Origin of the sequence: Myxococcus sp. MISCRS1, assembly GCF_026626605.1 — a bacterium.
GTDB lineage: Bacteria > Myxococcota > Myxococcia > Myxococcales > Myxococcaceae > Myxococcus > Myxococcus fulvus.
This window is the reverse complement of record NZ_JAPNKB010000001.1, coordinates 6,771,616-6,797,729: the sequence shown is the minus strand read 5'-3', so window position 1 is coordinate 6,797,729 and position 26,114 is coordinate 6,771,616. Positions and strand designations below refer to the sequence as shown.

Annotated in this window: 24 protein-coding genes; 10 read left to right on the top strand and 14 right to left on the bottom strand. The window is 68.7% G+C overall.

Annotated elements, in window-relative coordinates:
- Nucleotides 1-10 precede the first annotated feature (10 nt).
- Together OWM54_RS27125 and OWM54_RS27120 are read right to left on the bottom strand one after the other, a co-directional pair.
- On the bottom strand, nucleotides 11-424 hold the full coding sequence (locus tag OWM54_RS27125; RefSeq protein WP_267699371.1) for a hypothetical protein: 414 nt from the start codon (nucleotides 422-424) through the stop codon (nucleotides 11-13).
- A 37-nt stretch (nucleotides 425-461) separates the two neighbouring features.
- Nucleotides 462-1,082 carry an NIF family HAD-type phosphatase gene (locus tag OWM54_RS27120; RefSeq protein ID WP_267699370.1) on the bottom strand — a complete coding sequence of 207 codons (621 nt, stop codon included), beginning with the start codon at nucleotides 1,080-1,082 and terminating at the stop codon, nucleotides 462-464.
- A gap of 148 nt (nucleotides 1,083-1,230) precedes the next feature.
- Between OWM54_RS27120 and OWM54_RS27115 the strand changes: the two genes are divergently transcribed.
- The 4 genes from OWM54_RS27115 (at nucleotide 1,231) to OWM54_RS27100 (ending at nucleotide 4,647) form a co-directional block, all read left to right on the top strand.
- Nucleotides 1,231-2,508: a PQQ-dependent sugar dehydrogenase gene (locus OWM54_RS27115; RefSeq protein ID WP_267699369.1), complete on the top strand. Its 1,278-nt coding sequence runs from the start codon at nucleotides 1,231-1,233 to the stop codon at nucleotides 2,506-2,508.
- A gap of 173 nt (nucleotides 2,509-2,681) precedes the next feature.
- Nucleotides 2,682-3,395 (top strand): MotA/TolQ/ExbB proton channel family protein, encoded by a 714-nt coding sequence (locus tag OWM54_RS27110; RefSeq protein ID WP_046716312.1) that lies wholly within the window; start codon nucleotides 2,682-2,684, stop codon nucleotides 3,393-3,395.
- A gap of 3 nt (nucleotides 3,396-3,398) precedes the next feature.
- Nucleotides 3,399-3,833 carry an ExbD/TolR family protein gene (locus OWM54_RS27105; RefSeq protein WP_141333310.1) on the top strand — a complete coding sequence of 145 codons (435 nt, stop codon included), beginning with the start codon at nucleotides 3,399-3,401 and terminating at the stop codon, nucleotides 3,831-3,833.
- Nucleotides 3,834-3,849: 16 nt separating this feature from the next.
- Nucleotides 3,850-4,647 (top strand): energy transducer TonB, encoded by a 798-nt coding sequence (locus OWM54_RS27100; RefSeq protein ID WP_223782635.1) that lies wholly within the window; start codon nucleotides 3,850-3,852, stop codon nucleotides 4,645-4,647.
- 19 nt (nucleotides 4,648-4,666) lie between these two features.
- Here OWM54_RS27100 and OWM54_RS27095 read toward each other — a convergent pair whose 3' ends face one another.
- On the bottom strand, nucleotides 4,667-5,158 hold the full coding sequence (locus OWM54_RS27095; RefSeq protein ID WP_223747024.1) for a MarR family winged helix-turn-helix transcriptional regulator: 492 nt from the start codon (nucleotides 5,156-5,158) through the stop codon (nucleotides 4,667-4,669).
- 317 nt (nucleotides 5,159-5,475) lie between these two features.
- On the opposite strand from OWM54_RS27095, the gene OWM54_RS27090 reads away from it, so the two are divergent.
- Both OWM54_RS27090 and OWM54_RS27085 read left to right on the top strand, forming a co-directional pair.
- Nucleotides 5,476-6,900 (top strand): TolC family protein, encoded by a 1,425-nt coding sequence (locus tag OWM54_RS27090; protein WP_223747023.1) that lies wholly within the window; start codon nucleotides 5,476-5,478, stop codon nucleotides 6,898-6,900.
- A 151-nt stretch (nucleotides 6,901-7,051) separates the two neighbouring features.
- Nucleotides 7,052-7,264 (top strand): hypothetical protein, encoded by a 213-nt coding sequence (locus OWM54_RS27085; protein ID WP_267699368.1) that lies wholly within the window; start codon nucleotides 7,052-7,054, stop codon nucleotides 7,262-7,264.
- Between the two features lie 136 nt (nucleotides 7,265-7,400).
- Here the strand turns inward: OWM54_RS27085 and OWM54_RS27080 are convergent, their stop codons facing one another.
- The 8 genes from OWM54_RS27080 to OWM54_RS27045 all read right to left on the bottom strand — a co-directional run bounded on the left by OWM54_RS27080 (nucleotide 7,401) and on the right by OWM54_RS27045 (nucleotide 16,416).
- Nucleotides 7,401-7,976 carry an RNA polymerase sigma factor gene (locus OWM54_RS27080; protein ID WP_267699367.1) on the bottom strand — a complete coding sequence of 192 codons (576 nt, stop codon included), beginning with the start codon at nucleotides 7,974-7,976 and terminating at the stop codon, nucleotides 7,401-7,403.
- A 7-nt stretch (nucleotides 7,977-7,983) separates the two neighbouring features.
- Nucleotides 7,984-9,030: a Rieske 2Fe-2S domain-containing protein gene (locus OWM54_RS27075; protein ID WP_223747020.1), complete on the bottom strand. Its 1,047-nt coding sequence runs from the start codon at nucleotides 9,028-9,030 to the stop codon at nucleotides 7,984-7,986.
- Nucleotides 9,031-9,053: 23 nt separating this feature from the next.
- Nucleotides 9,054-9,698, bottom strand: coding sequence for an HAD family hydrolase (locus tag OWM54_RS27070; RefSeq protein WP_223747019.1), 645 nt, complete (start codon nucleotides 9,696-9,698; stop codon nucleotides 9,054-9,056).
- A gap of 144 nt (nucleotides 9,699-9,842) precedes the next feature.
- A complete protein-coding gene (locus OWM54_RS27065; RefSeq protein ID WP_267699366.1) occupies nucleotides 9,843-12,164 on the bottom strand; it encodes a kelch repeat-containing protein in 2,322 nt (773 codons plus the stop codon).
- Between the two features lie 303 nt (nucleotides 12,165-12,467).
- Complete coding sequence (locus tag OWM54_RS27060) at nucleotides 12,468-13,673, bottom strand: RICIN domain-containing protein (protein WP_267699365.1); 1,206 nt, start codon at nucleotides 13,671-13,673, stop codon at nucleotides 12,468-12,470.
- A gap of 64 nt (nucleotides 13,674-13,737) precedes the next feature.
- Nucleotides 13,738-14,379 (bottom strand): M23 family metallopeptidase, encoded by a 642-nt coding sequence (locus tag OWM54_RS27055; RefSeq protein ID WP_223747016.1) that lies wholly within the window; start codon nucleotides 14,377-14,379, stop codon nucleotides 13,738-13,740.
- Nucleotides 14,376-15,242: a TolB family protein gene (locus OWM54_RS27050; RefSeq protein ID WP_223747015.1), complete on the bottom strand. Its 867-nt coding sequence runs from the start codon at nucleotides 15,240-15,242 to the stop codon at nucleotides 14,376-14,378. Before OWM54_RS27050 ends, OWM54_RS27055 begins: the two co-directional genes overlap by 4 nt.
- 187 nt (nucleotides 15,243-15,429) lie before the next feature.
- Nucleotides 15,430-16,416 (bottom strand): RNA ligase family protein, encoded by a 987-nt coding sequence (locus tag OWM54_RS27045; RefSeq protein ID WP_267699364.1) that lies wholly within the window; start codon nucleotides 16,414-16,416, stop codon nucleotides 15,430-15,432.
- A 103-nt stretch (nucleotides 16,417-16,519) separates the two neighbouring features.
- On the opposite strand from OWM54_RS27045, the gene OWM54_RS27040 reads away from it, so the two are divergent.
- From OWM54_RS27040 to OWM54_RS27025, 4 genes are all read left to right on the top strand, one after another.
- Nucleotides 16,520-17,416, top strand: a complete 897-nt coding sequence (locus OWM54_RS27040; RefSeq protein WP_267699363.1) for a DUF6310 domain-containing protein — start codon at nucleotides 16,520-16,522, stop codon at nucleotides 17,414-17,416.
- Entirely contained in the window at nucleotides 17,413-18,168 is a 756-nt protein-coding gene (locus OWM54_RS27035) for a DUF5953 family protein (protein ID WP_223782642.1), read from the top strand. Before OWM54_RS27040 ends, OWM54_RS27035 begins: the two co-directional genes overlap by 4 nt.
- Before the next feature lie 187 nt (nucleotides 18,169-18,355).
- The gene (locus OWM54_RS27030) at nucleotides 18,356-19,549 is read left to right on the top strand and encodes an LLM class flavin-dependent oxidoreductase (protein WP_267699362.1); all 1,194 of its coding nucleotides are present in this window, start codon (nucleotides 18,356-18,358) and stop codon (nucleotides 19,547-19,549) included.
- 201 nt (nucleotides 19,550-19,750) lie between these two features.
- On the top strand, nucleotides 19,751-21,079 hold the full coding sequence (locus tag OWM54_RS27025) for a right-handed parallel beta-helix repeat-containing protein (RefSeq protein ID WP_267699361.1): 1,329 nt from the start codon (nucleotides 19,751-19,753) through the stop codon (nucleotides 21,077-21,079).
- Between the two features lie 324 nt (nucleotides 21,080-21,403).
- Here OWM54_RS27025 and OWM54_RS27020 read toward each other — a convergent pair whose 3' ends face one another.
- The 3 genes from OWM54_RS27020 to OWM54_RS27010 all read right to left on the bottom strand — a co-directional run bounded on the left by OWM54_RS27020 (nucleotide 21,404) and on the right by OWM54_RS27010 (nucleotide 26,073).
- Entirely contained in the window at nucleotides 21,404-22,147 is a 744-nt protein-coding gene (locus OWM54_RS27020) for a hypothetical protein (protein ID WP_267699360.1), read from the bottom strand.
- A 27-nt stretch (nucleotides 22,148-22,174) separates the two neighbouring features.
- A complete protein-coding gene (locus OWM54_RS27015) occupies nucleotides 22,175-25,366 on the bottom strand; it encodes a TonB-dependent receptor (protein ID WP_267699359.1) in 3,192 nt (1,063 codons plus the stop codon).
- Nucleotides 25,367-25,461: 95 nt separating this feature from the next.
- Nucleotides 25,462-26,073, bottom strand: coding sequence for a TetR/AcrR family transcriptional regulator (locus OWM54_RS27010; protein ID WP_267699358.1), 612 nt, complete (start codon nucleotides 26,071-26,073; stop codon nucleotides 25,462-25,464).
- Nucleotides 26,074-26,114: the final 41 nt, after the last annotated feature.

Here is a 26,114-nt window from a genome sequence, read left to right as displayed (position 1 = left end):
CGCCAGGCGCTCAGCGCCGGCAGCCCGGGTGCGCCGCCGCGTGGAGGCGCTCGTACTCCGCATGGGTGATGTCACCCGCGAAGAGCGTCATCGCGACTTCCCCCCACGTCCCGCGCCAGTCGCCCGGCATCCGCAGGGGATTGAAGCTCGAGCGAATGCCCGGGGGCGGAGGCGGGGGCGTCATCATGAGATACCCGTCCCCCAGGGGGTGCGGAGGGAGCGCCCGAGCGAGCACGCGACGCTGGAGTTCCTCGAAGGTGATGTCCCCGCGCTTGTACGCCGCGGAGTCCGCCAGCGCCGCGGAGTAGTCCGCGCTGCCCTCGGGAATCCGTGGGTCGCTCGCGGGCGCGTCGGGCAAGGGCGGCGGCCGGGGCGGCGGAGGGACGGAGCGCCAGGAGTCATCATCGGGCGGCTTGTTCGGCATGCGGGAGTCCTCCAGGAGGAAGGCTCCCGACTGTCCCTCAAGTCCCCGCCGTCCTCCAGCCCCGCTTCTCCAGCCGTCGCACGTCGGGCAGGTCCGCGAGCGTCGCCAGGTAGCGCGAGAGCGCCGGCAGCTCGGCATCCTCCACGTCGCCCTCGAAGGGCTTCACGTAGATGGCGTTGCCATGGTTGTGGACGCACGTGGCCGGCGTGTCGTCGACGATGAGCACGCGCTCCAGCCGGTAGCCACGGCGCCGCAGCTTGCGCAGCTTCTTCACGTAGCCGTAGTGCGACGGGTCCATGAACCCCTCCTCCTGGATACGCGCCGAGTCCACCGCGAAGGTGCACCGGCTGCGCCCCCACGCGAAGTCGAGCCGGAGCCCCGGCGGGAGGATGCGCTCGGTGAGCGCCGCCACGTAGTCGTCCGACGCCGCGGACCAGAGGGCCAGCCGAAAACGCCTCGCGCAGTCCGCCAGGAAGCGCGCCAGATGCGGGCGGAGATAGACGTGGTAACCGAAGACCTCGAGGTCCGCCGCGCGCGCCAGCGGCGTCTCGCGCGCGTGAATCAGCGTCTCGTCCAGGTCGAGGACCAGGAGCGTGCGGGCCGCGCTCCCAGTTCCCGGAGCGTCGGCGTCCTCTGTCAGCGTCGCGACGGTCTTCATGCCCCGAAGGGACGTGCGCCGCCCCGCAAGGACTGACGCCGAACCCTTCACCTGTCCAACCGGCCACAGCCCCCCGAGCCTCGGGCCTCGGCCCGCGCACGCGATGGTTAGCTGCCCTTCGACCACCCACCACCCGCCGAGGAGCCCCATGCGCTTGTGTCTGTCTTTGTCGAGCCTCGCCTGCGCCCTCTTGCTGTCCCTCACGGGAACCGCCCACGCCCAGAGCGCCGCGCCCCCTCCCCCACAGGCGGCGACGCCCGCCGAGCCGCCTCCCAGCCCCCAGGGCACCGCCACCCTCGCGTCCCCCTTCCCTCCCGCCTTCCCTGGCCAGACGAACGGCCCCGTCGTCGTTTCGCAGACGCGTTACAAAGTCACCACCATTGCAAGTGGCTTCAACTATCCCTGGGCCATCGCCTTCCTCCCGGACGGGCGGATGCTGGTGACGGAGAAGCCCACCGGGAAGCTCTACATCGTCACGCAGCAGGGCGCGAAGTCCGCGCCCGTGGCGGGCCTGCCGCCCGTGGACGGCCGGGGCCAGGGCGGGCTGATGGACGTGGAGGTGGGCCCCGACTACGCCCAGAGCCGCTACATCTACTGGAGCTATTACGAGCCGCGCGAGGCGGGCAACGGCCGGCCCACCGCGGGCAACGGCCTGGCCGTCGCGCGAGGCAAGCTGGTGGACGGCCCCCAGCCGCGCATCGAGGCCCTGCAAATCATCTTCCGAATGAAGCCCACGCTGGACTCGACGCTGCACGCGGGCGGGCGCATCGTGTTCCACCCGGACGGCACCCTGTTCGTCACGCTGGGCGAGCGCTCCATCCTCCCCGGCCGCGTCCAGGCCCGCCAGCTCAACAGCCACTTCGGCAAGATTGTCCGCATCTTCCCCGACGGCACCGTCCCCTCGAACAACCCCTTCTACAACCAGGTCGGCGCCCGCTCGGAGATCTTCTCCCTGGGCCACCGCAACATCCTGGCCGCCGCGCTCGACTCACGCGGCCGGCTCTGGGAGGCGGAGATGGGCCCGTTGGGCGGCGACGAGCTCAACCTGGTGGAGCGCGGCAAGGACTACGGCTGGCCCACCATCGGCTACGGCACCGAGTACTCCGGAGCCCCCATCCACCAGTCCGGCCAGGGCCCGGGCATGGAGCAACCCGTTTACTTCTGGAACCCGGTGGTATCTCCATCCGGGATGACCATCTACTCGGGGAGCCTGTTCCCGGAGTGGCAGGGCAACATCTTCATCGGGGCGCTGTCGGGGCACGCGCTCATCCGGCTCGTCCTCCAGGATGACCGGGTGGTGGGCGAGGAGCGGCTCAAGCCCGCCAACAACGCGCGGGTGCGCGAGGTGGTCCAGGGCCCCGAGGGCGCGCTGTACCTGCTCACCGACGACCCGAACGGCCGCCTGCTCAAGATGACACCCCAATGAAGGTGCCGGACCCACGCGGACCAGCACTCCGAGTCCGCGTGGGGAGACGGACCTGAAAAGGGGCGGACGGCCGGGCAACAAATGTGTTTCCAGTCGTGGCCCGAGGGCCCGGGAAGCGGACAAACCGGCTGATCCATTTGACTTTCAGGGCGGACGGAGAAACAGATGGGCGCATGACGCTCCCCCCCATCCTCCTGGCCCAGTCAGGGCATTCCGAGCTCGGCTGGCTCAGCAGCAAGCTGCTCGGCGTCACGCTCACGTCCGCCGAGTGGGTCCTCTGGATTCTCGTCGTCCTCTCGGTGCTCTCCATCGCCATCATGCTGGAGCGCGCGGTGTACTTCGCCCGCCACCGGCTGCCGGACTCGGAGGCGCTCGCGGTGCGGCTCGCGAAGGGCGACTTCGATGCGGGGCGCAAGGCCATCGAGGGCAAGACGGGCATGGAGGCCGCCGTCATCCGCGAGGCGCTCGCCGCCAGCGCGCAGGGCGCCGACACCGTGGAGCAGGTCATCGCCTCCACCGTCGCGCGCGAGCGTCCCCAGTACGAGCGCTTCCTGTCCTTCCTGGGCACGCTGGGCAACAACGCGCCGTTCATCGGTCTGTTCGGCACCGTGCTCGGCATCATCAAGGCGTTCAATGATTTGGGCGCCAGCAACGTGAAGGGCGCGGCCATCCAGCAGACCGTCATGGCCGGCATCTCCGAGGCGCTCGTCGCCACGGCGGTGGGCCTGGCCGTCGCGATTCCCGCCGTCGTCGCCTTCAACATCTTCAACCGTCAGTTGAAGACGGTCACCAGCCGCACCAACGCCCTGGGCCACGCGCTCGTCGGCAGCATGCGCGCCTCGGGTCGCACGCCGGACACGGCCGCCCGGGCCGCGGAGGTCCGCTAGGCCATGGCGGGCGGCGCGCAGGACAACGAAGAGGAAATCACGGGCATCAACGTCACGCCGCTGGTGGACGTGGTGCTGGTGCTGCTCATCATCTTCATGGTGACGGCGAACTTCATCGTCCGGGAGACGGTGGAGGTGGACCTGCCCCGCGCGGCCAACGGCGGCGAGACGGTGCAGGGCCTGGTCAACGTGGTGCTCGACAAGGAGGGCAAGCTCTACTTCGACGGCGCGCAGGTGACGGAGCCGGAGCTGACCACCAAGGTCGCGGAGGCGGTGGCCAAGGACAAGGACACGCGCGCCATCATCAGCGCCGACCAGACCATCGCCTACGGTCAGGTGATGCGCCTCATCGACACGGTGAAGGGCCAGGGCATCGCGAAGTTCGCCCTCAACATCGAGAAGGACGTGGCCCCCGCGGCCGCGCCCGCCACTCCCTGACGGCACGACCCAGCACATGAGCCAGGCGGTCCTCCAAGACAACTCCTTTCCCCGCCGCGAGCGCTCGCTCGTGTTCGTGGGCGCCTTCCTGCTCGTGTCGCTGGTGCTGCACGGCGTGGGCTTCTGGTACCTGAGCCACATGGCGGACCGGCCCCGGCCGGTGGTGCAGCGCCCCGTGGAGCTGGTCATGGTGGAGGTACAGAAGCCCCCTCCGCCGCCGCCTCCCGAGGAGAAGAAGGAGGAGCCCAAGCCGCCTCCGCCCAAGCCCAAGCCGGTCAAGCCGCCGCCCATCAAGGTCGCGGAGACCAAGCCCCAGCCGCCGCCGCCCGAGCAGGCCCCGCCGCCGCCCAACGAGCCGCCGCCGCCCACGCCCCAGGCCAAGCCGCCGCCGCTCGTGGTGGGCATGACGATGTCGTCCACCACCAGCGCCGGCTCGTTCGCCGCGCCCGTGGGCAACACGTCCTACGGCAAGGTGGACAGCACCGCGAAGGACCCCAAGGACGTGAAGGGGTACTCGGCGCCCAAGTACACGCCCATCTACCAGGTGGACTCCGAGCCCACCGTGGCCTCCGAGGTGAAGGTCCCCTACCCGGAGGAGGCGCGCCGCGCCGGCATCGAGGGCACGGTGACGCTGTCCATCACCATCGACAACGAGGGCCGCGTCGTCTCCGCCAAGGTGCTCTCCGGCCCGGGCTACGGCCTCAACGAGGCGGCCCGCGACGCCATCAAGCGCTTCCGCTTCAAGCCCGCCATCAAGGGCGGTGAGGCGGTCTCCACGGAGATGAAGTACTCGTACACGTTCCTGCTGGACTGAGGGCGCCGGGGGCGCGCCGTCACTGCGAGCGCAGCGCCCGGCGCATGATGTCTCGCAGCGCGCGCAGGTCCTCGTCCGACAGCGCGGCGATGGGCTCGGGCGGCTCCGCCAGCCGCTCGAGCAGCCGCTCGCGCAGGGCCACGCCCGCCTCCGTCAGCACCAGCATCTTCACGCGCCGGTCCTGCTCGCTGCTGCGCCGCTCGACGAGGCCCCGCGCCTCCATGCGGTCCACCAGGCCCGTCACGTTCGACGCGTCACAGGACAGGTAGTTGGCCAGCGTGCTCATCGCCAGCGGGCCCTCGCCCAGCTGACGCACCACGTGCGCCTGCACCGGGGACAGCTCGAACTCCGCCGCCAGCGCGGGGAAGTTGCGCATGTGCGCGTGCATCAGCTCGAACAGCAGCGTCCACGCCTGCCTGGGCAGCCCCGCCTCCTCAGGGGCCTGCTGCCCGGCGTCCGGTGACCTGCCGCGTCGCTCCAGACTCTCGCTGCTTCCGCTCATGCCCCTCATGGTAATTCACCCCGCCCACCTAAACAATTGACTTCATCAACTATTGAGGGTTACTACATTCCGGAGCTTCCAAAATAGAACGACATGGCCTATGTGGGGCCGGACCCGGAACAGGACGGCGGAAGAAGCGATGCGGCGGCGGACGAACTTCATAAGAGCCGGTTCGGCACTTCGCGCTGAATTCCCACAGAGCATGACGCACCCGGGCAAGACGCCCGGGCGCGCGCACCCAAGACACAACCCGTAGCAAGTCCTTCGAGGACGCAAATGGGGCACACCGCGCCGGCGCGGGGCTCCACGAGGAGGCAGAGGCGGTTATGAGCTCACTTCTGGCGTTGACCCTGGCGGCCACCCTGGCCGCGGCACCGCCCCCCGTGCTGACACTGGAGGACGCGCTCAATCAGGCGCGCAAGGAGAACCTGGACCTGAAGGCGGCCCAGGCCCGGCTGCGGCAGGCGGACACGGCGTCGCGCAAGGCGTGGGCGGGCTACCTGCCCACCGTCACCGTGGGCGCGGCCATCATCCGCAACTCCAACGCGGCCATCATCCCCCCCGGCCCGCTGGGCCCCGAGCCGGTGGTCATCCAGCCCCTGGTGCAGCGCCAGTTCCAGGCGGAGGTGCGTCAGGCCATCATCGCCCCGCAGCTGTGGGCGGGCATCCAGGCCGCGTACAAGAGCGAGCGCGTCGCGGAGCTCAACGTGGAGCAGGCCCGGCGCGAAATCCTCTTCGGCGTGGCGCAGGCGTACTACGGCGCCGCGGCGCAGGCCCAGGCGGTGACGGTGCAGGAGCGGCTGGTGGAGCTCAACGGCGCCCGCGCCAAGGACACGAAGATCCGCTTCGACGCCGGCACGGTGACGCGCGTGGCGCTCTTGCGCGCCGAGCAGGACCTGTCGCGCGCCGAGCAGGACCTCATCCGCGCGAAGAACGCGCTGGCGTCCGCGAAGCTGGTGCTGGCGACGCTCCTGGCGTTGGACAGCCCGGACTTCGAGGTGGCGCCTCCTCCCGAGCCGCAGGTGCCGGTGAAGACGGAGGCGGAGGTGCTGGTGCAGAAGTCGCTGGAGCAGCGCGCGGACGTGGCCGCGGCCCGTGAGACGACGGAGCTGGCGCGCATCAACAAGCGCGGCGTGTGGTTCAGCTACCTGCCCACGCTGGGCGTCACCGGGCAGTTCCGCGTGGCGAACGCGGCGGGCTTCCAGGGCCGCTCGGACGTGTGGCTCATCACCTTCGGCGCCAACTGGACGCTGTGGGATGGCGGGCTTCGCGAGGCGAACCTCTCCGAGGCTTCCGCCCGCATCGCCGAGTCGCTGGCCACGCAGCGCAAGGCGGAGCTGACGGCGCGGCAGGAAGTGAAGACGGCGCAGCTGGACCTGGAGAGCGCGCTGGCCAACCGCCTCAAGGCGGAGCAGACGGTGGAGCTGGCGCGTGAGGGCCAGCGGCTGACGGACGTCTCCTTCAAGGCGGGCGTCGCCACGTACCTGGAGGTCGCGGACGCGAACACGGCGCTGACGCAGGCGGAGATTGGCCTGGTGGCCGAGCGGCTCCAGGCCTCCGTCGCGGCGCTGAAGCTGTTGCGCTCGGTGGGTGCGTTCGAGGCGCGCAGCCTCGACTCGGACCTGAAGGACGAGAGCGCCGCGCCGCCCGTGGTGCAGCCGCTGCCCGGCGACGCCACCCAGTTGCAGCAGCAGACCGCGCCGCAGGACGCGCCGGTGCAGACGGAGCAGCCGGCACCCGAGCAGCAGTAGGCTTCAAGCGCCATCCGGTGGCCTGGACGCTCGACGCCAGGCACCGGGGCGACCGCTTCCCGGGGCGGGTGGGCGGGGCTCTTGTGGGAGCCCACCACCGGCCCCACCCTCGGAGAGAAGTCGAAGCACCCTTTTCACCGAGGAGGTCAACATGGCGGAAGGAACGTGGGGCAACTGCAAGGGTTGTCGCTACTTCGCCAGCGACAAGCCCAACCCCAGTGACAACGAGACGCAGCGCTGCATGCAGGCGAGTCTGCGGAAGTTCGACCTGAAGGTCTCCGGCGCGAGCGGTTGCAACGCGTACGAGGCCCGGGTCGGGGTTGGCTCGCAGCCGCAACAGGAACCCGCTCAACCGGCGCACTGACGCCCGTCCAGCGGGAATCCGTCGAGCCTTCGTGGAGCACATGACTCCACGAAGCAAGACGGCCCCGGGAAGCCCTACCGCGTCGAGCCCTCGCGCCTTGCGTGCGCGGATGCAGGCACCGCGGCTCCACCCCACCTCAGGATGAGGGCGCGTCACCCACGCGGGGACGGTCCGGCTCGCAGACGCAGTCCACGCAGCCGTGGGTGCAGCACGTCCCGCACAGCTCGATGAGCCTGCGGCCCAGGGCCTGCCGGGCGCGGTGCAGGCGCACGGCGGCGTTGTTGGCGGTGAGCCCCTCTTCCCCCGCGAAGGTGGAGACGGGCGTGCCCTCCAGGTCCACGCGGCGGATGGCCTGGGCGTACTCGGGCTTGAGGGTGTCGGCGAGCCCCGCCACGCACGCGCACACGGTGGACTCGAGCGCGGCGGTGTCCTCGGTGGAGCGAGGCGCCTCGGCCTCCTCGAGGGCCAGGGCCTGGGACTCGCGCCGCGCGCGGCGGTGGCGGTCCACCAGCACGTTGCGCAGGAGGCGGTAGAACCAGGCCACCGCGCTCTCCTCGTCGCGCAGGGCCTCGCCCTTCTCCAGGCCCTTCACCAGGGCGAGCTGGAGGACCTCCTCGGCCTCCTCGGGGCTGCCGACACGCGGGGCCAGGAAGGCGAGGAAGCGCCTTCGCTGGGCCACGAGGGTTTCGAGGACGCGTTCATCCAGGCTCATGCGCCCTTCAGCCTACCGCCTCGCGCGCGGGCACCTCGTCCTCGGTGACGGCGCGGGGTTGACGGAAATAGATGCGCTCCATCAGCCGGCGCTGGTGGACGAGCGGCTTGTCGTAGCGGTCCAGCCGCATGCCCTTGTGGCTGTAGGGCGTGTCCGCGACGGTGGGGATGAAGCGCGCGTCGTCGACGATCTCCCAGCGGGTGAGCTCGCGCGCCACCTTCGCCGCCACCGGCAGGAAGGGGGTGAGCCACGGGTGCACGCAGCGCAGGAAGGAGAAGACATGCAGGCGCGTGCGCCTGGCCGTCTCCGGCACGAAGAAGATGTTGGCGCGGGTGATGAACGGCCGCTTCTCCCCCGTGGGCGACACCCAGCTCACGACGTACTCGCTCTGCACGGGGTCGAAGCGCGTCAGCCAGTCATTGTGGAAGAAGTCGCCGTCGCGCACGCCGAGCAGCTTCATCAGGAGCGCGGGGCGCTGGGGGGCGCGGTAATGGACCTCCGTGTGGTCGTCGTGGTTCTTCGCGTCGAACTCGACCTGGCCCGCGTGCGGGTCGTCCCAGCCCAGGCGGGTGTGCACGTAGGGCGTGTGCTCGTCCTCGCTGAAGTTGTCGAGCGAGACGTGCAGCGGCGCCTCGAAGGGCACCGAGAAGCTGCCGCCGAAGACGTAGCCGTCGTTCAGGGGCAGCTCGGGCAGGGCCGAGCGCGGCGTCTCCCGGTGGGCCAGCCACAGGTAGCCGTGGTGCTCCACGACCTGGAAGCTCTTCACGTCGCAGTGCTTGAGCTCGGGTTGGCTGGGATTGGAGCCCCGGCCCTGCGAGTCGAAGCGCCAGCCGTGGTACGGGCACTGGAGCCGGCCGTCCGGGCGCACCTTGCCCTTGGACAGGGGCGCGAAGCGGTGGGGACACGTGTCCGCGAGCGCCGCGGGGCTCCCCTTCTCGTCCCGGAACAGCGCGTAGGCGCGACCGGCCACCTCCACGCGCACGGGCTCTCGGCGAAGCGACTCGGAAGGGAGCACGGGGTGGAAGTGACGAAGGACGTCGGGCAGTGGCTCCATACTTTCCAAGTATAGCGGGCCACTCAGGACAGGGGAGGAAGGCGCTCCAGCAGTCTTTTCAGGTCTGGCTGGAGCTCATCCGGCGTTTCACGGGCGAGCTCCTCCACGGGGTGAGTGCCCCAGGTGACACCGTAGGTGCGCAGGCCGGCGGCCTTGCCGGCGCGGAGGTCCAGGGAGGTGTCCCCGACCATCCACAGGCCCTGCGTGCCGAGCGCGGCGAGGGCGCGGTGGAGGACGTCCGGCGCGGGCTTGTGGGGGAAGTCGTCGGTGCCCTGGACGTGGTGGAGGACGTCACCCAGGCCCATGGCGTCGACGAAGCGGCGGGCCATGGGGCTCTTCTTGGTGGTGGCGACGGCCAGCAGGTAGCCGCGCTCGCGCAGGGTGTGGAGCAGTTCGAGGACGCCGGGGTACGGGCGGGAGTTCTTGTGGAAGTTCAGCGGGTAGTGCTCGCGGTAGGAGGCGCACAGCGCGGGCACGTGCTGGGGCGCGAACTCCGCGTACATGATGTCGAGCGGCAGGCCGATGAGGGCGCGCACCTGCGCGTAGGTGGGTGCCTGGAGGCCATTCGCGGGGAAGGCGTACAGGAAGCTGTCGATGATGTCCGGCAGCGAGTCCACCAGCGTGCCGTCGAGGTCGAAGAGGATTCCACGGGAGTCAGCGCGGCTCATGCGCTCCTGCATACGTGGTTCGGGGGTTGGGGGCACGTGTTTGGAGCCGTGGGGATGGGCACCCGAGCCTGTGAGCGCACAGGTGCCCGGAGAGGGGCCGTCACCCTCGCGCCGTGTCACGCGAGGGTGGCGGGACTGTGTGGGTTACGGGGTGAAGAGGATGGCGGTGTTGAAGACTGTGTCGCCCATGCCACCGGAGATGAGCACCTTGCCATTCGAAAGCAGGGAGCATGGGGCATAGGCCCGCGTCGTGGGCATGCTCACGATATAGCGAGCCGTCCCAACCGAGGGGTCGAACAGCTCAGCGGTCGCGCTGATACCCTCCGTGCCTCCCGTCTGGAGCAGGCGCCCAGACGGAAGCATGAGCAGACACGACCAGGTCCGACCGTGAATCCAGGAGCCGGCAGTCCTCTGCTGGTTGAGTGCTGGGTCGTACTCCGCCAAAGAGCTGCTGGCGTGAACGAGGACCCTTCCGGAGGGCAACAAGAAGGCTCGCGTCCAGGAGGTTCCCGTCAGCCCCGTAGCAAGGCTCCAAGTGTCCGTGGCCACATCATAGAGTTCGGCTGGCGCACCACCTCCCGCGACCAAGACCTTTCCCGACGGCAACAGGAGCGCGAAGTGGCCCGAACGATTCATCGTCGCATTCACGGTCGCAACAGGCGTCCAGGAGTTCGTCTCGGGGTCATAAAGCTCGGGAATGCGTATCCCTCCGCTCGTGAAGTACGTACCACCAATCACCAGGACCTTGCCTGAGGGCAGCAACGTCGCCGTATGCGACTCCCGTTCGAACGTCATCGGAGCCGCTGCTGTCCAGGTGTTCGTCTGCGGGTCATATAGGTCCACGTCGCGCATGAGCGAGTTCACACTCGTGCTCGCAAGACCTCCTGCCACGAGAACCTTGCCGGAGGGCAGCACGGTCATCGTGTGGTTGATGCGAGCCCGGCGCATGCTGCCTGCGGAAGTCCAGTTCCCCGTCTCCGGGTTGTAGAGTTCAGCCGAAGGCATGAAGGTCGAGCCGGCATACCCTCCGGTCACCAGCACCTTGCCAGACGGCAGCACGAGGGACTGATGGCGGATGCGCGCCTCAAGCATGCTCCCCGTCGCATCCCACTTCGCGGCGGAGCCACTGCCACAGTTCGTCCCATTCACCACGCTCACGTTGAACGTGTGTGACGCGGAGAAGCCGCGAGCATTCGTGACGGTGGCCGTCACCGTCGGCGCGCTGCCCTGCGCGACACAGGCCGGCGCCGTCCATCGCACCTCGCTGGAGGTGAAGCCGCTCGTCGCCGTGCCCAGCGTGCCGACGCTCGCCGCCCAGCCAAAGCCGAGCGCCCCACCATCTCCGTCCTCCGCCAGCACCCGCAGCGTCACCGACTCACCGCCCGCCACCGTGGTCGCGGACTGGTACGCCTGCACGATGCGCGGAGGGATGCTCGGACCGGTGCCAGGGCCCACGCAGATGCGCAGCGTGCCCTGCGTCCGTCCACCGTGCGCGTCCGACACGCTGACGTTGAGCGCGCAGTTGCCACACGGGTCACCGGCCGGCACGGCGCTCGGCGTGAAGGTCGCGGCGGCGGACGTCGCCTGCGTCCACGCACCCGCGCACGTCGTGGACCACTGGTAGCTCAGCGCATCCCCATCCGCGTCCACCGCGTCCACGGTGACAGTGGTCCCCTGCCCCACCGGCACCGGAGAACGGGTGACCGTGATTCCGCGCACCGTGGGTGCCATGTTGAAGGACACCGTCACGTTCGCGCTGCCCATCCCCGCCCCGCCATCCGTCGACAGCGTCCGCACGTCGATGCGCAGGCTCGTCGCCGCGCCACGCGAGTCCGTCACCGTGAGCGTCAGCGCGAACTCACCCGCCACCTGCGGCGCGGTCCACGTGGTGGTCGCCGTGCCCGTCGTGGTGAAGGAGCCACCGGTCGCGCTCCACGCATACGAAATCGTGTCCTGGGTGTCCTTGTCGTGCGCCGTGGCGCGAAGGACGATGCTCCCACCCGGCATCACCACGCTCGCCGACGCGATGAGCGAGTCGATGCACGGCACCGTGTTCTCGAACGGGGTACCACTGGAGAGCGACTGGAGCGTGATCGCCACCACCGCTGTCTCGCCCGCGACGATGGTGACGCCCTCCGCCACGCCGCGATAGCGCAGCGCGCCCTGTGAATCGAACGCCTCCGCCGTGAAGGTCCGCGCGCTGCCCACGGGCACCTGGTGGAACGTGCCGCGCCACGCCCCGGCCTCCTGCGTCAACACCACCGTCGACGCGGGCACGCCCGTGGCCGTCAGCGTCACCGTGACGCGGGTGACGTCCTCTCCCGCGAGCGCGTCGGACACCGCGCTCATGAACTCCACGGAGCCCGTCTGCTCCTGCTCAACGGAGGAGCCACAGCCCCAGACGGTGAACACCATCGCGATGACCCAACACAACTGACTCCAGCGCTGCCTGGCTTGCATCCTCATTCGGGCGTTCCTTTCCAGCACGAGCAGGAAACGGCCTCGCCCTCCGACGAAGGAGGTGGATGCAAGGTGAGCGGAGGGTCGCGGGCCGTGGGGAAACGCTCACACGCGCCTTGAGGGAACCAGCGCGTGCGAGCCCGCGAAGTAGACCATTCCCTCGCGCCCGGGAAACACCCTCACTTCAAACAAACAATAGATGTCAGCCCAGACCCTCGCGTGACAAGGACGGACCCATGGGAGCGGACGACCTCGCCCTGGAGTCGCCCTGACCCGAACGAGTGGCCAGCACGCCCATCGGGGCGTCGCTCACAGTGCCTCCTTCACGGGCCACTCGGGGGTCACCTTCCACAACTGTGCCGAGTCATTGCAGGTCGTCTTGGAGAGGACGGAGATGTTGTTCTCCTTGCTGTCATTGAGGATGCCCAGGGACTGCGCATCACCCTGCGCCTGGGTGGTCAGCCGATAGATGCCGTTGGGCTCCGGAATCAACTTCCACCGCTGCTCCGGAACGTCCGCGGTCTTGACGAGCAGGGGGCGATTGTCGGCGGTGCTGGCCAGGGACAGGTCGGCCCCACGCCACTGGGTCGTCAACCGGTAGTAGCCGTTGGCCTCCGGCGTCACCTTCCACTTCTGACCCGTGAGCTCCGCCGACCTGGCGAGGATGGGCACGTTGTCGTCCTTGCCATCCCCGAGGATGTCCAGCGACATGCCCTCGCCCTGCCACAGGGTCGTCAGCCGGTAGTAGCAACGCGCATCGAAGTCGGCGGACGGAGGTGGCGTGGCGGGAGGCGTGGCCGTGGTCGTGGGCATCTGCCACATCCGCTCGAGCAGCATGAGCATGCCCGGGTCGTGACTGGCCAGCTCTTCACGCGTGAATGGGAAGTAGTCGTTGCGGCCGAAGAACGCCTCCGAGGTCTCCGAGAAGTACTCCCAGTCGTCGAGGATGGCATACGCACGCTCGAACGTGATGGGCTTGTCGGACGCACGCCGACGCTCCACGCATTCGTAGTTCTTGCTTGCCACCGCGCGCGCATAGGCGGCCCGGATGTCGGCGTGCTGGTGGAGCACCTGGTCGTAATAGGCGTGGGCGAGCTCGTGGAGCACGAAGAGCGGCATCCGCCTGGTTTCCTTCTCGAAGATGAGGACGTTCGAGAACTCGATGCCCTTCAGCATCGCCATGTTGCGACCGGGCTGGCCCAGCCAGACCCTGCCAGCATGGTACCGGGCCGCATCCGACGCGTCGGGATAGGGCGGCGACAGCCACAGCGTCACCTTGCGGAGCTGCGCCACGGGCCCCGCGGGGATGAGCCGGACGACCTCCTTGAGCTGCGCCCCCAGGAGCACCAGGGCCTTGTCCGTCAGGGGCTTGTTCGCCGCTGACAGCAGGCGGTCATCGATGCGAACCGTCCAGCCCTCGATGGCCCGGGTCCGGTAGCTGGGAGCGGGGCTTGCCGCGGAGGCGACGCAGGCGAACGTCAGGGCAACCAGGAGGAGCCATCTTGGAGAGTGCACGCCTCATCCTACGCCAGGCGTGGCGGGCAATCCCAACCCACCACGCCGGCGATGGAAGCGTGAGCTACTGACAGGCGATTCCCGGCAGGCCCCGGTACGCGCCCTGTGAGGTCCAACGCGTGTATGGAGTGCCGCAGGAACCCGCGTACGGGTCATCCGTGCCGTAGCCCGGCACCCAGTATTCGAAGTGCAGGTGCGGCCCCGTGGAGGCCCCGGAAGAGCCCACCCGCGCAATCCAGTAGGCGCAGTCGAGCGACGTGCCCCGGGCGAACTGCTGCGTATAGGCCTTCAGGTGCCAGTACCAGGTCTGGGTGTTATCCGGGTGCCGCATGATGATGTAGTTGGCTGTGTAGAGGCCACAGGCGGCGTAGGGGTTGGACTGGTTCCAGTAGTTGCACCGGTCGTAATACCCATCCACGTTGGACTCGATGTAGCCCCGCGCGGCATTCATCGCCCAGACGCCGTAGTCCATCTTGCTGAACCCGCCGACCAGCGCGTAGTCCGTGCCCGTGTGGCCGCTGTAGCGCACACCCCCACAGGCGTAGTCCCGACCGCCGTAATCCTTGTACGCGCTCACGGTACAGCCGCCGTTGCCGCACTGGTCCGCGAGCTGCGACGCGGGGAAGCGGAACATCGTCTGCGCGGAGGCCAGGGCTGGAAGGACACACAGCGCCAGCATGAGCAGTTGCCGAATCGCGAGACTCATTTCTCACCGCCCAGGTCCGCGGAGGCCTCGCCCGTCCGCACGTTCAGCTTCCAGAACTCGCCGCCGCCCGCGTTGTAGCGGAGCACGTCGTCGCTCAACCACGTCATGTGATGACTGGAGACGGGCGGTGGCACGAAGCCCTTGGGCGGGCCGCCATACAGCATCGTGCTGTCCATCCCGAGGTTGGTGAGCTGCCTGGGCGCCGCGCCGTCCACGTCCGTCACGTAGAACGATGCGACGGTGGTGCGGCCGGAGACGAAGACCACGGTCCGTCCATCCGGAGAGATGCTGGGCGTCGCGTCCACGCCGGGCCCATCCGCGAGCACCTTCACGCGGCCCTTCAGGTCGATGAGGCCCACGGAGGTCTCGTGCTTGGGGCCGCGGGACATCGCCAGCGTGGCCACCAGGGCGTCGCCCTTCGCCGTGGGGAACAGGTCCCCGCCCACGCCTTGCGCCAGCAGACGCTCGCGGCCGTTGGCGTCGCGCAGGTGCAGATTGCCCTCGCCATCCAGCAGCGCCACCTCGGGGCCTACCGTGCGGGCCTCGCGGTACTTGAACTCACGGCCCACCACGCGCACCGCGCCCGTGGTTTCGTCGTACTGGACGATGGCCAGCAGCGGCAGCTCGTCCGTGCCCAGGGCGTCGGCGGGAATCTCCGCGACGACGCCGGCCAGCATTCCCTTGCCCTGCCCGAAGAGGTGGACGAACCGGGCCTTGGGTCCGAACTCCTTCGCGACGGCGGGGACGAGGTGCTCACGCGCCTTCGTCACGCGGCGCAGGTCCGTCGGATTCATGCGGTCCGCCGCGGCGGCGCTGGTCGCAGCCAGCGTCAGCACGGTGAGTGCCAGGAATTGTCTTCTCATGTCGCTCCAGGGGTGAGGGGAAACCCATTCGGTGATGTGTGACGAATGGGTTTTCTTGCCACTCAGGAACGAGTTGCCTGGAAATCAATAATTACTTGCCCACGCAAAATTGAAGACTGCGTGAATTCACGGCGACAGAAGAAAATGGGAGGCCGATTGAAGATGGCGGGATGCTGTCCATTTGTCGTCACACACCGTGAGGCACCAGCGCGGCTTGGATGAGCACACGGGCTCGCTCGCGAATCCGAGACGAGAGGAGTTCTTCCGCCGCGACATCGAGCGAGCGATAGGCAAGCGGGAACGCCAGCTCCAGGTCCACGCGCACGTCGAGGACCACTTCGTCGAGCAGGGCGTCGACGTGGTCGCGTCCACACTTGGAGATGGCGCTGGCGATTCGCGCGGGGTTGACCAATCTCAAAGACCAGTCCACGAGCGTCTCCACAGAGAGGGGCTGGTGCGGACTCCACGCCTCGCTCTCGTCGAAGCGGCCCTCGCTGAACTCGTCGATCTTCCGTTTGACGGAGGCGCGGGCACTCGGAGAGGCGCGCTGCTCGCTCTTGATGACCATCCCCTCCGCCACGTTGTCGGCGAGCGTCGGCAACCCCAACAGGCTGGGGACCCGCGTCGGAAACCGGGTGGGGACGCTGTCCATGTCGCCGCGGGTTCCCCTGCGAAGCACGGGAGGCGTCATGAGCCCCGCGTCCCTCGCCGCGGCCTCCAGCTCCGGGTGGGCCAGCAAGACGCCCTCGTCTTCATCATCTCGCACGAGCAGGACGTCGAACGGAGACCAGCGCAGGTCTGGCGCATACCAGATGCCCGTCTGCACGGCGGACAGGCCCGGCACGGGTGGCACCTGGGGATGCGGATAGTGGCCGCCGAAGAGCTCTCCGTAGAAGTACAACGTGCTGGTGGCCGCCCCCAGCGCCTGGGCCATCTGCTCGGCGGCGTGGCCCAGCTGTGCTCGGACGAGCTGCCATCCGAAGAAGGACTCCTCCTCGGTCAGCCACGCCTTGCGTTTGCCGAACCACGCCTGTCCCTCACGCACGGCGATGACGAGCTGCGCGCCATGGACCTTCTCCAGTGCGATCCACGGGCCGCCGGGACTGGGGACCGACTTCGGCTCGCCCGCCGCGGGCATCTTCGCGTAGGTCCGGAAGGGAGGTGGCTGTGCCATGCGCGGGAGAATGCCTGAAGTGGCCGCGCGGCGCTGTCCCCGCTCGGACGCGGTTGGCCCTCCTTGACCCGCGACAGCCCGGCCTGATTGAACGGACGTGACCATGCGACTCCGCGCCTGCGCCGCACTTCTGCTGCTACTCTCGGCCTGCGCGACGACAGAGTCGAACACACGAGGCTCAGCGGCCCAAGACTCCAGGGTCGCCAACCTCCAGAGAGCGGCGACTCTGCCGTGGGTGGATGACGGGCGCTGTGTGGTGCGGGAGGCCTCCAACGAATGGGCCGTGCTGGTGGAGCGGTGCTTCCATTCGCTCGACCATGACCGGCTCGAGTTTCGTGATGTCACGGGACGATGCTCGGTCGCCTCCGCGGGAGCCGCCGCACTTGGCTTGGGCGTCTGCGTTCTGATTGCGCCCGAAATCATCGTCGGGGCCGTGATTGTCGCAGGTGCGGTCGTGGTGGCAGCCGCCATCAGCGAGGAGTTGGCTGCGTATCGGCGGGCATCCCGTGCGAGCGCGCGGCCAGAGGTCCAGACGCAGCCCCTCAAGAAGCCTGCGGCAGACCGAAAGCCCAAGCCATCAGGGCAGGACTGGTTTCCTCCAGGACCGACCGAGCCAGTGGCGAGTGAGCGCCGCCCGGACTGCAAGCCCGTCCCGGTGCCGCACGCGGGCGAGGATGCCGCCCATGACGAGTGCGCCGATAAGTTTCCGCCCAACCGATATCCTGGAATGGACGTGCTGGTGGGTGGCAAGCGCTTCGATGCGCTTCAAGTCGGTGCGCGTGTCCTATGGGAAATCAAGACCTACCAGTTCGACACGTACAGTGACTTCCTCCGGGAACGGGTCATCGAAGACCAGATAAGAGAGTTCAAGGATGCGCGGAGTATCGCACGGACTTGTGGCTATGACTTCGTCATTGGCGTCAGCACCGTTACGCACAAAGCTGAACTGAAGATGGCAGACGACACCTTTGACATTGTCGTGACGGGGTGCACGCGATGAGCACTCGAAACCGCCTCATTCTGAACCTCTATGCATCTGCGCTCAGTGAGAACGATGGCCGTCCGCTCGCTGCCGTCCACGGCTTGGAGCGGGCGTTCCCCGGCCTGAGCATGACGTGGCAGGTTTCAAATAAAGGTCAGCTCATCGCGATACCCAAGCGCGACGCATGGCTCGCCGAGGCAGCCGCACGCGGAGAGTTTCCTCTTGTTTGCAACGGGGACGAGCGCTACCCGGTGACGGTTGTAGGGCGGCAACAACTCGCCAGTGAGAGTCCAGGAGGCCAGCCCCAGCTTCAGGTTCATGCGAAGCTACCGCAGGACACGGTCGCTCTCGCGGCAGCTGCGGATGTGTTGGAGCAAGTGGCAGAGGGCATCCGGGCGCTGTGGGGCCTCGTGGCACCGGGGGCCATCATGGAGGTCATCGCGGACCAGACCGGCCCGAAGAGATACGGCCCCAGCAAGCCGCCACTCGGACTGCCCGCGTTGAAGATGCCATGGGACATCCATTCACCTGAGACGCCACGTCACCTCGGGTGGCTGAACTACTGGTCCTCCGCTGCCGCACAGGCCATTGGGTTCCCGGACCCCTCCCGTGACGCGGAGCTGCTTTCACGGGCTCGACGCACGGCGACAGGGGGCTGGGTCGTACAGCTCACGGAGGCACCACTCGACCTGGACGACCCCGCTCATCTGGACGCGCTCAAGCGCGCCTATGAGCGCTTCCCGGAAATCGGTGGCCGCGCGGCGTCTTGACTCCTCGGCTCCGGGTGCCCGCACGTCCATCACGAGGAACCGGCGCTTGCGGGCCCCTCCGCCGAAACAAACAATGGATGTCAACCCAGGCCCTCCCCCTGACAAGGATTGGGCCAGGGGAACGGATTGCTTCACCCACGGTGCTACAGTCTTCCGCAACCCGAGGTCTACAGGGGGAGGACCCGACATGAGACTCGACATCTTCTCGGAGATGCAGCACCCGAAGGAGCGGTGGACTGGCGCGGACCACGAGCATCAAATCATCCGTGAGACGCTGGAGCAGGCTCGGCTCGCGGACGAGATGGGCTACGGCGTCTGGTGGCAGGTGGAGCACCACACCGCGGTGGAGTTCAGCTACAGCTCCGCACCCGAGGTCATGCTCACCGCCATCGCGATGGGCACCCAGAACATCCACGTGGGGCACTCGGCGGCGCTCGCGCCCGCGCGCTTCAACCACCCCATCCGCATCGCCGAGCGCTCCGCGTTCCTCGACCACCTGAGCGGCGGCCGCTTCCAGCTCGGCATGGCCCGCAGCACCATCCCCGAGTGGCGCGTCTTCAACATCGAGCCCGACGCCACCCGCTCGCAGATGCAGCAGGCCTTCCAGATGATTCCGAAGCTGTGGACCCAGGAGAAGTTCTCCTGGGACTCACCGGACTTCCGCGTCAAGGACATCAACGTCATCCCCAAGCCCTTCCGCAAGCCGCACCCGCCGCTGTGGCAGGCGTGCTCCAGCCCCGCGTCCTTCGAACAGGCCGGACGCAACGGCGTCGGCGCGCTCGGCGTGACGCTGTGGGCCTCCCCCGAAGAAGTCGCGGAGATGATCCACCTCTACCGCGAAGCGCTGCGGACCCGCTGTGAGCCCGTCGGCGACTTCGTGAACGACCAGGTGGCCTTCTTCACCTTCGTGCACTGCGCTGACACCGAGCGCGAGGCGATGCAGAACGGCGCCGCGAAGGCCGCCGCCTGGTACACCAGCGGCTCCTTCACGTTCTTCGAGGCCAAGGACCACTTCGTCAAATCCGCCGCGGAGCTGGAGGCGCTCGCCAAGGACCCCGCTGGCGGCGGGCTCACGGGCCAGTACCTGCGACGCAAGGACCCCAACGCACCCCAGTCCCAGGCCCAGCGCATCCTCGGCCGCATCATGTCCGGCGAGGCCGTGCCCGATGAGCAGGTCTGGGAGGTGCTGAGCGCCCAGGACTCGCTCATCGTCGGGACGAAGGACCAGGTGCGCCAGGGCCTCAAGCGCTACGAGGCCCTGGGCATCGACGCGCTGATGTCCTTCCACCAGGTGGGCGCCCTCACCCACGAGGCTGTGCTCAAGAGCATCCGCCTCACCGGCGAGCTCATCCCCGAGTTCAAGACGCCCGCGCCTCCCTGAGCCCCCTGGCGGAGGGCTCCGAGGACCGTTCGTCGCTCCTGGAGTCCTCCGTCCCGGCGCCTCGCTCGCCAGGGCGCACAACTCCCACCTCGCCCCGCTTCCCCAGGGCGCCATCGTGCGCACCTTGGGGACGGTCTCGTGCGGAAGGGGATGGGGATGAGGGTCGGCCAGCGAACACTGGGATGGGGCCTTGCCTGCGCCATGTGGGCCACGACGCCCGCATGGGCGGCAGAGCCCCCGAGTGCCCGGGAGCAGGGCAGCCAGGAGAGCGTCGCGAAGGCCTCCTCCCCGCGTCCCCGCCGCTTCACCCGCGAGTGGTACGTGAGCCCCTCGGGCAACGACATGGCCGCGGGGACGAAGCGCGCCCCGTTCCGGACCATCGGCCGCGCGGTGCGCAACGCGGGTCCCGGCGAGGTCATCCGCGTCCAGGCAGGTGAGTACGCCGAGGGCGTCTTCATCGATGGCCCCGCCGTGAAGGCCGGCAAGCCGAACGCGCCCATCACGCTGCTGGGCGAGGGCAAGCCCCGCATCATTCCGACGGCGCGTGGCGGCACGCTGGTGCAGGTGCGAAAGCCCCACTGGGTCATCGAGGGCTTCGAGATCGACGTGCGCGGGCAGCCGCGCTTCGCCGTCCTCTTCGAGGGCGACACCACCGGCGCGGTGCTCACCGGCTGCCACATCCACCACGGCACGCTGGGCGCCGGCGTCGCGACGCACGGTGGCGCGCGCGACGTGCTCATCGAGAACAACCACATCCACGATTTCCGCCGGGCGCCCAAGGGCGACTCGCACGGCGTGGTCATCCAGGCCACGTCGCGGAACATCACCGTGCGCGGCAATGACATCCACGGGAACTCGGGCGACTCGGTGCAGTGCCTGCTGCCGGACCGCAAGGGTCAGGCGCCCGCGCGCAACGTGGTCATCGAGGGCAACCAACTCCACGACAACGACGAGAACGCCGTGGACATCAAGACGTGCCACGACGTCGTCATCCGTGACAACACGATGTACGGCTTCCGCAAGTCTCCCACGTCGGCGGGCGAGGCCGTCGTCGTCCACTTCTCCGCGCGGAACGTGCGCATCGAGGGCAACCGCATCTCCGACGCGGGACGCGGCATCGCGGTGGGCGGCTCGCGCGAGGGGAACCAGCCCAGCCCCGCCAACGTCGTGGTGCGCGGCAACACCATCAAGGGCATCACCCAGAGCGGCGGCAGCGACGGCGCGGGCATCCGCGTGGAGAACTCGCGCGACGTGACGGTGGTGGGCAACACCATCTCCGACACGGAGGGCTTCGGGATGATGCTCGGGCTGGGCTCCAACGGCGCGCCCAGCGAGAACCTCACCGTGCGCGGCAACTCCATCCAGGGTCGGCACCTGGTGCGACTGGGCAAGCACCGCCCCGGCCTGAAGATGGACGGCAACCAGTACGCCGCCGAGGGCACCTTCAAGGCCGACCCCGAGGAGACCCGCAGCCTCGCGCAGTGGCGCCGCGTGTCGGGCGTGGACCAGAAGTCCACCCCACTCCAGTAGGAGCCCACCCGTTCGACTGTCCCGAGCGAGCCTGGACTCGGCGAGACCGAGCCCGGCATCTCTCGCCTGAAGGCCGCTCACCGGCGCGCCCCTTCCGCTTGCAGCGACGTGCAGCGCAGGAAGGGACTCGGCCCTCGGGGCGTCTTCTCGCGGAGAGGCTCTTGCAGCTCGCGCCAACGCACGGAGCAGGACGGACTCGACGCACGCGGCGTCAGCTCGCCTGACACTCACTCACCAGCGCCCCTTCCGCGCAGGCCGCCGCGCAAGGAGCCACGCCCCCTCCCCGCTTCAATCCACAGAAGCGGGAAGGGGCTCGACGCTCGCTCAGGGCGTCTCGTCGGACGGCACTTCCCCCGTGAGCACGCAGATGAGCGCGACGGGGTCACACTTCACCGGGAACACGGGATTGATACCCGAGCCACGCAGGCGGCCCGCCTCGAAGTCCGGGTACGGGTCGCACTTCACGTCGTCCGGCTTGCCCGCGGTGGCGCAGCTCACCACCGGCCAGATGCCCTTGGCCTGGTACGTCGCCGTGCACCCGTTCTCCGAGTAGCGCAGGTCCGCCTTGAACTGCGTCCCCGGGATGCCCGGCGTGTTGTAGATGCGCAGGTTGGACCACTCGTACGCGAAGCTCTGCGCGGGCAGCGTGTCCGTCGCCGGCACCTCCAGCCGCGTCGTCGACAACTGCGGCACGTCGCAGAAATTGTCCGCCCCCGGCCCCTCGCTGGCCAACGGCCCCACCGAGTACGGCGTGTGCGACGCATCCAGGTCCGGCCGGTCCTTGAAGTCCACCAGCAGCTTCCCCATCCGCGCGCTGCGCAGCGCCACCGTGTCCGGCGCCTTGGGGTCCTGGCTGAAGTACTTCTGCATCCCCACCGCCTCCGGCGCCAACCGCGCGCACTGCAGGTCGGGGTTCTGTCCCGGCAGCAGCGTGTACACCGTGGCGAACGAGCCGATGGAGCCGTCCGTCACGGCCCGCGCCACCACACACTGCGCCTCCGGGTCCTCCACCCCACAGCCCGCGAGCACCAGCGCCGCCAGCGCGCCCCATCCCATTCCACGAATCATTGGCAGATGTCCTTTCATGGCGAGCGCCTAGAACGTCAGCTTCGCGCCCAGCCGCACGGAGCGCGGCGCCTGGTAGGCCGTGGGACGCTTGAAGTTGGGGTTGATGTCCGCGGGGACGATGGGCAGGTTCGTCGCCGTCGAGATGACCTTGCAGTCCGGGTTGTTGGCGACGAGGCACGCCGACAGGTCCGCGGGCTTGCCCCCCTGCTCGATGGCATAGACCCGCGTATTCGTCAGCGTCTGGTCCACCGCCGTGTACTGCTGGAAGTTGAAGACGTTGAACACGTCCAGCGACATGCTCAGCACATAGTCGCCGCTCAGCTTCTGGTTCACGCTCACGCGGGTATCGATGTTGTGCACCCACGGCAGCCGACCCGCGCTGCCTCGCGGCAGGATGAACGTCTCCGAGCCGCTGCGCCGGGGATGCGCGCCCAGATAGTTGAGCGGCGTGCCCGAGCGGCTCCGATAGCCACCACCCACGTTCAGGCTCGTCGTGCGCGTCAGGTTGAACTCCCGCGCGCCGAACGCCTTGAACGAGTGCGTGCGGTCCCCCGGCAGCGGACCGTCGCGGTTGGTGGTCAGCGACACCAGGTCGAAGTCGCGCGTGAGGTTGGGCGACAGCTGACCGGTGTCCGCGCGGAACAGACCCGAGTAGTTGCCGCGCAGCTTGGACCACGTGTAGCTGGCCTGGGCCAGCCAGCCGTCGGTGAACGCCTTCTGGTAGTACACGTTCACCGCGTCGTAGTGGCGCTTCGCCTCGGGGAAGTCCGTCGAGAACCCCTTGCCCGGGTTGCCCAGGAAGAAGGTGTTGCCGTCATCGCGGCTCATGTCCTCGATGACGTCGTTGAGCACGCGCCGGGTGTACGTCAGGCCGAAGCGGCCGAGCAGCACCTCGTACTCACCACCCACCATGATTTCGTCCGCGGACTGCGCGCGGATGTTCGGGTCCACCGGCACGCGGTCTCCACCCTGCGCGTCCCAGCGCTGGTTCGGCCCCTCCCGGCTGCCGATGGTCTGACGGTTGCCCGGCGCCATGCAGCCCGTGAGCCGTGACTCCCGGTCGCTCGGCACGCAGTTCTCCGCACCGTACGTGGCCGACAGGAGCTGCTGCTGCGGGAAGGACAGGTCCGCCAAATCCAACGGCACGTTCTCGAAGAAGCGCGCGAAGTTGACGAACAGCTTCGAGCGTCCCTGCTGGGTGAAGTCGTAGATGAGCCCCACGCGCGGCGACCACTGGTTGGGCAGGTACAGGCCCACCTTGTCGTCCAGCCCCCGGATGGTCTGCACGTCGTAGCGCAGGCCCGCGTTGAGCGTCACCTTGTCCAGGATGGACCAGCTGTCCTGGATGAAGCCGCCCATCGTCACCGACGTGGACGTGCCCTCCTTGCTCGCCAGGAACACCGGCTGGTCCGGCCCCTCGAGATAGCCGTACTGGTTGAGCGTGAAGAAGCAGCGGCCGTTGGCGCACTCCTGCCAGGGGGCGCCGCCCGTGCGCGCGCGGTGGTTGTAGAAGCTCATCCGCTCCGCGTCGAAGCCCGCCTTGATGATGTGGTGGCCGAGTGCCTGGACCAGGAGGGTGCCCATCACCTTGCCCTGGAAGCGGTCCAGTTCCTGCTCGCTGATGGTGCCAGGCCCCCCGGTGGAGTAGGTCCTGACGGGACAGTAGAGCCGCTGTTCCTCCGGCGTGGTGCCACAGACAGACGGGTCCGGCAGCGTCTCGAAGTCGGTGATGGAGCGCGGGCCGGGATTGCTCGTACGGCGCCAGGAGACGTTCGGCTCCGCGGCCAGGCCCGTGGGGGACAAGAGGCCCGAGCCATCCGACGGCAGGATGCTGTCCGCCTGGTGGTGCCAACCGGCCGTCGCGTCGACCAGGAGCGTCTTGCCGAAGAAGGACGAGGACTGCTTGGCGACGATGTCCATCACGCCGTTGCTGCGCCGCGTGGCGATGGATTCGTAGGACCCCTGCACGAAGCCGGTGCAGGCAAGGCCCGTGCACACCTCCGGGTCACCGTCATCGCTATAGGAGAACTTGCCCGCGCCTCCCGAGGAGCGCGGCGTGCCGAACACCGACACCGACAAGTTGTGGTCCGGATTGAAGAGGTACGTCAGCTTGGTCATGTACTGGAGCGAGCGCTCGTCCGCGAAGCGCGTGGTGCGAGTGCCCTCGATGGGCGTCACCAGCCCGAAGCCCGTCTCCGGGTCCTTGTCGCGATCGTTCGGTCCGCCGCAGCTCGGATTGTCGGGACCACAGTACTCCAGCCGGCTGAGCTGCCGGTCCACGCGGATGCGATTGAACGACGGCGCCACGCCCGCGTAGAACCAGAGCCTGTCCTTGAGGATGGGGCCGCCGAAATCGAAGCCGAAGTCGCCCTGGTTCCAGGGCTGGCCTTGCGCGGAGATGACGGAGCCCTCCTGTCGCACCCAGGGGCCCTCGCGTTGCAGCGCCCCCGGCGCCATGTTCGCGAACACCGAGCCGTGGAACTCGTTGGAGCCCGACTTGGTGACGACGTTGAGCACGCCGCCCGTGGAGCGGCCGTACTCGGGCATGTAGCCGCCGGTGATGACGTTGACCTCCTGGACGAACTCCACCGACAGCGGCGTGCCCAGCGTGCCCACGCCCGGGTCGTTCACCGACAGGCCATCCACCACGTACTGGCTCTCCGGGGAGCTGCTGCCGCTGACGCTCACGCCGTAGCGGTCCTCCACCGCGCCGGGCGCCAGCTCCGCCAGCGACTCGAACGAGCGCGACGCGGAGCCCTTGCTGCCCGGGCGGATGACCGCCACGTTGCGCAGGAAGTCCGCGTCCACGCTCATGCCCTGCGTGCTCGAGCCCACGTCCAGCGTGGGCGCCGCGCTGATGGAGATCTCCTCGCCGAACGCCGAGGGCAGCAGCTGGATGTTCACCCGGATGGTGCGGTCCAGCCGCAGCACGATGTCCGGACGCACGAAGGGCTCGAAGCCCTCGCGCTCCACGCGCAGCGTGTACGTGCCCGGCGGCAGTTGCGGGATGCGATACAGGCCGCTCGCATCCGAGACCACCACCCGCTCACCCTGCAGCTTCGGCGAGGTGGCCGTCACCACCGCGTCCCCCAGCGCCTTCTTGTCCTCCGCGCTGGTGATGGTGCCGGTGATGACCGAGACGCCTTGAGCGAACGCTCCGGCGCCACAGAGCAGGACCGCGAGACACACCCCGCGGGCGAGACCCACACGTATGGACAAAGCTGACTCCCTCCCTTTGATTCCGGAGGGCACTCTGTCTCAAGACGCGAGAAAGCAACAATCCCCAATCAACCAGGACAGCGCGTCAAGAAGCGTCACCCGGACGGGCGGGAACAGGCCGGAGTCCCCTGCTCCAGGGAGCGGTCGAAGGCGAGGCGCAGGAAGGCGTCCAGCGGGGCGCGGCCCTTCTCCACGCGGCTGCGCAGCACGGCGCCCTCCCACGCGCCGAGCATGAAGGTGGCGAGCATTTCCGGCGCGACGTCCGGGGCCACCTCGCCCGAGGCCTGGGCCTCGCGCAGGACGTGCTCGAGGTGGGAGGCCCACTCAGTGAAGGAGGCGGCGACGCGCTCGCGGATGAGGGGGCTGTGGTCGGCCAGCTCCGCGGCGAAGTTGGCCAACAGGCAGCCGCACTCGAAGCGGCCCTCGACGAGCCGCTCCACCTGCTGGGCGAAGTAGTCGCGCAGCCGTCGCAGCGGCGTGCGCCCGGTGTCCTGGAGCAGTGACAAATCCTGCGTGCTCGCGCGCATGTACTGGTCCACCACCGCCGCGCCCAGCGCCTCCTTGCTGTCGAAGTGGTTGTAGAAGGACCCCTTCGGCACGCCCGCCGCGTCGGTGATGTCCTGGACGCCGCAGCCGTTGAAGCCCTGCGTGCGCAGCGTCTCCAGACCGGCGGCGAGCAGCCTGTCGCGAACACTGGCTCTCGGCATCGGCCCCTTTTACGGCCCCGCGTCCCGGGTCGTCAAAAAGG

Excerpts from the sequence above, each read along its gene's own strand:
- OWM54_RS27125 (WP_267699371.1), bottom strand. The coding sequence starts at position 424 with ATGCCGAACAAGCCGCCCGATGATGACTCCTGGCGCTCCGTCCCTCCG.
- OWM54_RS27120 (WP_267699370.1), bottom strand. The coding sequence starts at position 1,082 with ATGAAGACCGTCGCGACGCTGACAGAGGACGCCGACGCTCCGGGAACT.
- OWM54_RS27115 (WP_267699369.1), top strand. The coding sequence starts at position 1,231 with ATGCGCTTGTGTCTGTCTTTGTCGAGCCTCGCCTGCGCCCTCTTGCTG.
- OWM54_RS27110 (WP_046716312.1), top strand. The coding sequence starts at position 2,682 with ATGACGCTCCCCCCCATCCTCCTGGCCCAGTCAGGGCATTCCGAGCTC.
- OWM54_RS27105 (WP_141333310.1), top strand. The coding sequence starts at position 3,399 with ATGGCGGGCGGCGCGCAGGACAACGAAGAGGAAATCACGGGCATCAAC.
- OWM54_RS27100 (WP_223782635.1), top strand. The coding sequence starts at position 3,850 with ATGAGCCAGGCGGTCCTCCAAGACAACTCCTTTCCCCGCCGCGAGCGC.
- OWM54_RS27095 (WP_223747024.1), bottom strand. The coding sequence starts at position 5,158 with ATGAGGGGCATGAGCGGAAGCAGCGAGAGTCTGGAGCGACGCGGCAGG.
- OWM54_RS27090 (WP_223747023.1), top strand. The coding sequence starts at position 5,476 with ATGAGCTCACTTCTGGCGTTGACCCTGGCGGCCACCCTGGCCGCGGCA.
- OWM54_RS27085 (WP_267699368.1), top strand. The coding sequence starts at position 7,052 with ATGGCGGAAGGAACGTGGGGCAACTGCAAGGGTTGTCGCTACTTCGCC.
- OWM54_RS27080 (WP_267699367.1), bottom strand. The coding sequence starts at position 7,976 with ATGAGCCTGGATGAACGCGTCCTCGAAACCCTCGTGGCCCAGCGAAGG.
- OWM54_RS27075 (WP_223747020.1), bottom strand. The coding sequence starts at position 9,030 with ATGGAGCCACTGCCCGACGTCCTTCGTCACTTCCACCCCGTGCTCCCT.
- OWM54_RS27070 (WP_223747019.1), bottom strand. The coding sequence starts at position 9,698 with ATGAGCCGCGCTGACTCCCGTGGAATCCTCTTCGACCTCGACGGCACG.
- OWM54_RS27065 (WP_267699366.1), bottom strand. The coding sequence starts at position 12,164 with ATGAGGATGCAAGCCAGGCAGCGCTGGAGTCAGTTGTGTTGGGTCATC.
- OWM54_RS27055 (WP_223747016.1), bottom strand. The coding sequence starts at position 14,379 with ATGAGTCTCGCGATTCGGCAACTGCTCATGCTGGCGCTGTGTGTCCTT.
- OWM54_RS27050 (WP_223747015.1), bottom strand. The coding sequence starts at position 15,242 with ATGAGAAGACAATTCCTGGCACTCACCGTGCTGACGCTGGCTGCGACC.
- OWM54_RS27045 (WP_267699364.1), bottom strand. The coding sequence starts at position 16,416 with ATGGCACAGCCACCTCCCTTCCGGACCTACGCGAAGATGCCCGCGGCG.
- OWM54_RS27040 (WP_267699363.1), top strand. The coding sequence starts at position 16,520 with ATGCGACTCCGCGCCTGCGCCGCACTTCTGCTGCTACTCTCGGCCTGC.
- OWM54_RS27035 (WP_223782642.1), top strand. The coding sequence starts at position 17,413 with ATGAGCACTCGAAACCGCCTCATTCTGAACCTCTATGCATCTGCGCTC.
- OWM54_RS27030 (WP_267699362.1), top strand. The coding sequence starts at position 18,356 with ATGAGACTCGACATCTTCTCGGAGATGCAGCACCCGAAGGAGCGGTGG.
- OWM54_RS27025 (WP_267699361.1), top strand. The coding sequence starts at position 19,751 with ATGTGGGCCACGACGCCCGCATGGGCGGCAGAGCCCCCGAGTGCCCGG.
- OWM54_RS27020 (WP_267699360.1), bottom strand. The coding sequence starts at position 22,147 with ATGATTCGTGGAATGGGATGGGGCGCGCTGGCGGCGCTGGTGCTCGCG.
- OWM54_RS27010 (WP_267699358.1), bottom strand. The coding sequence starts at position 26,073 with ATGCCGAGAGCCAGTGTTCGCGACAGGCTGCTCGCCGCCGGTCTGGAG.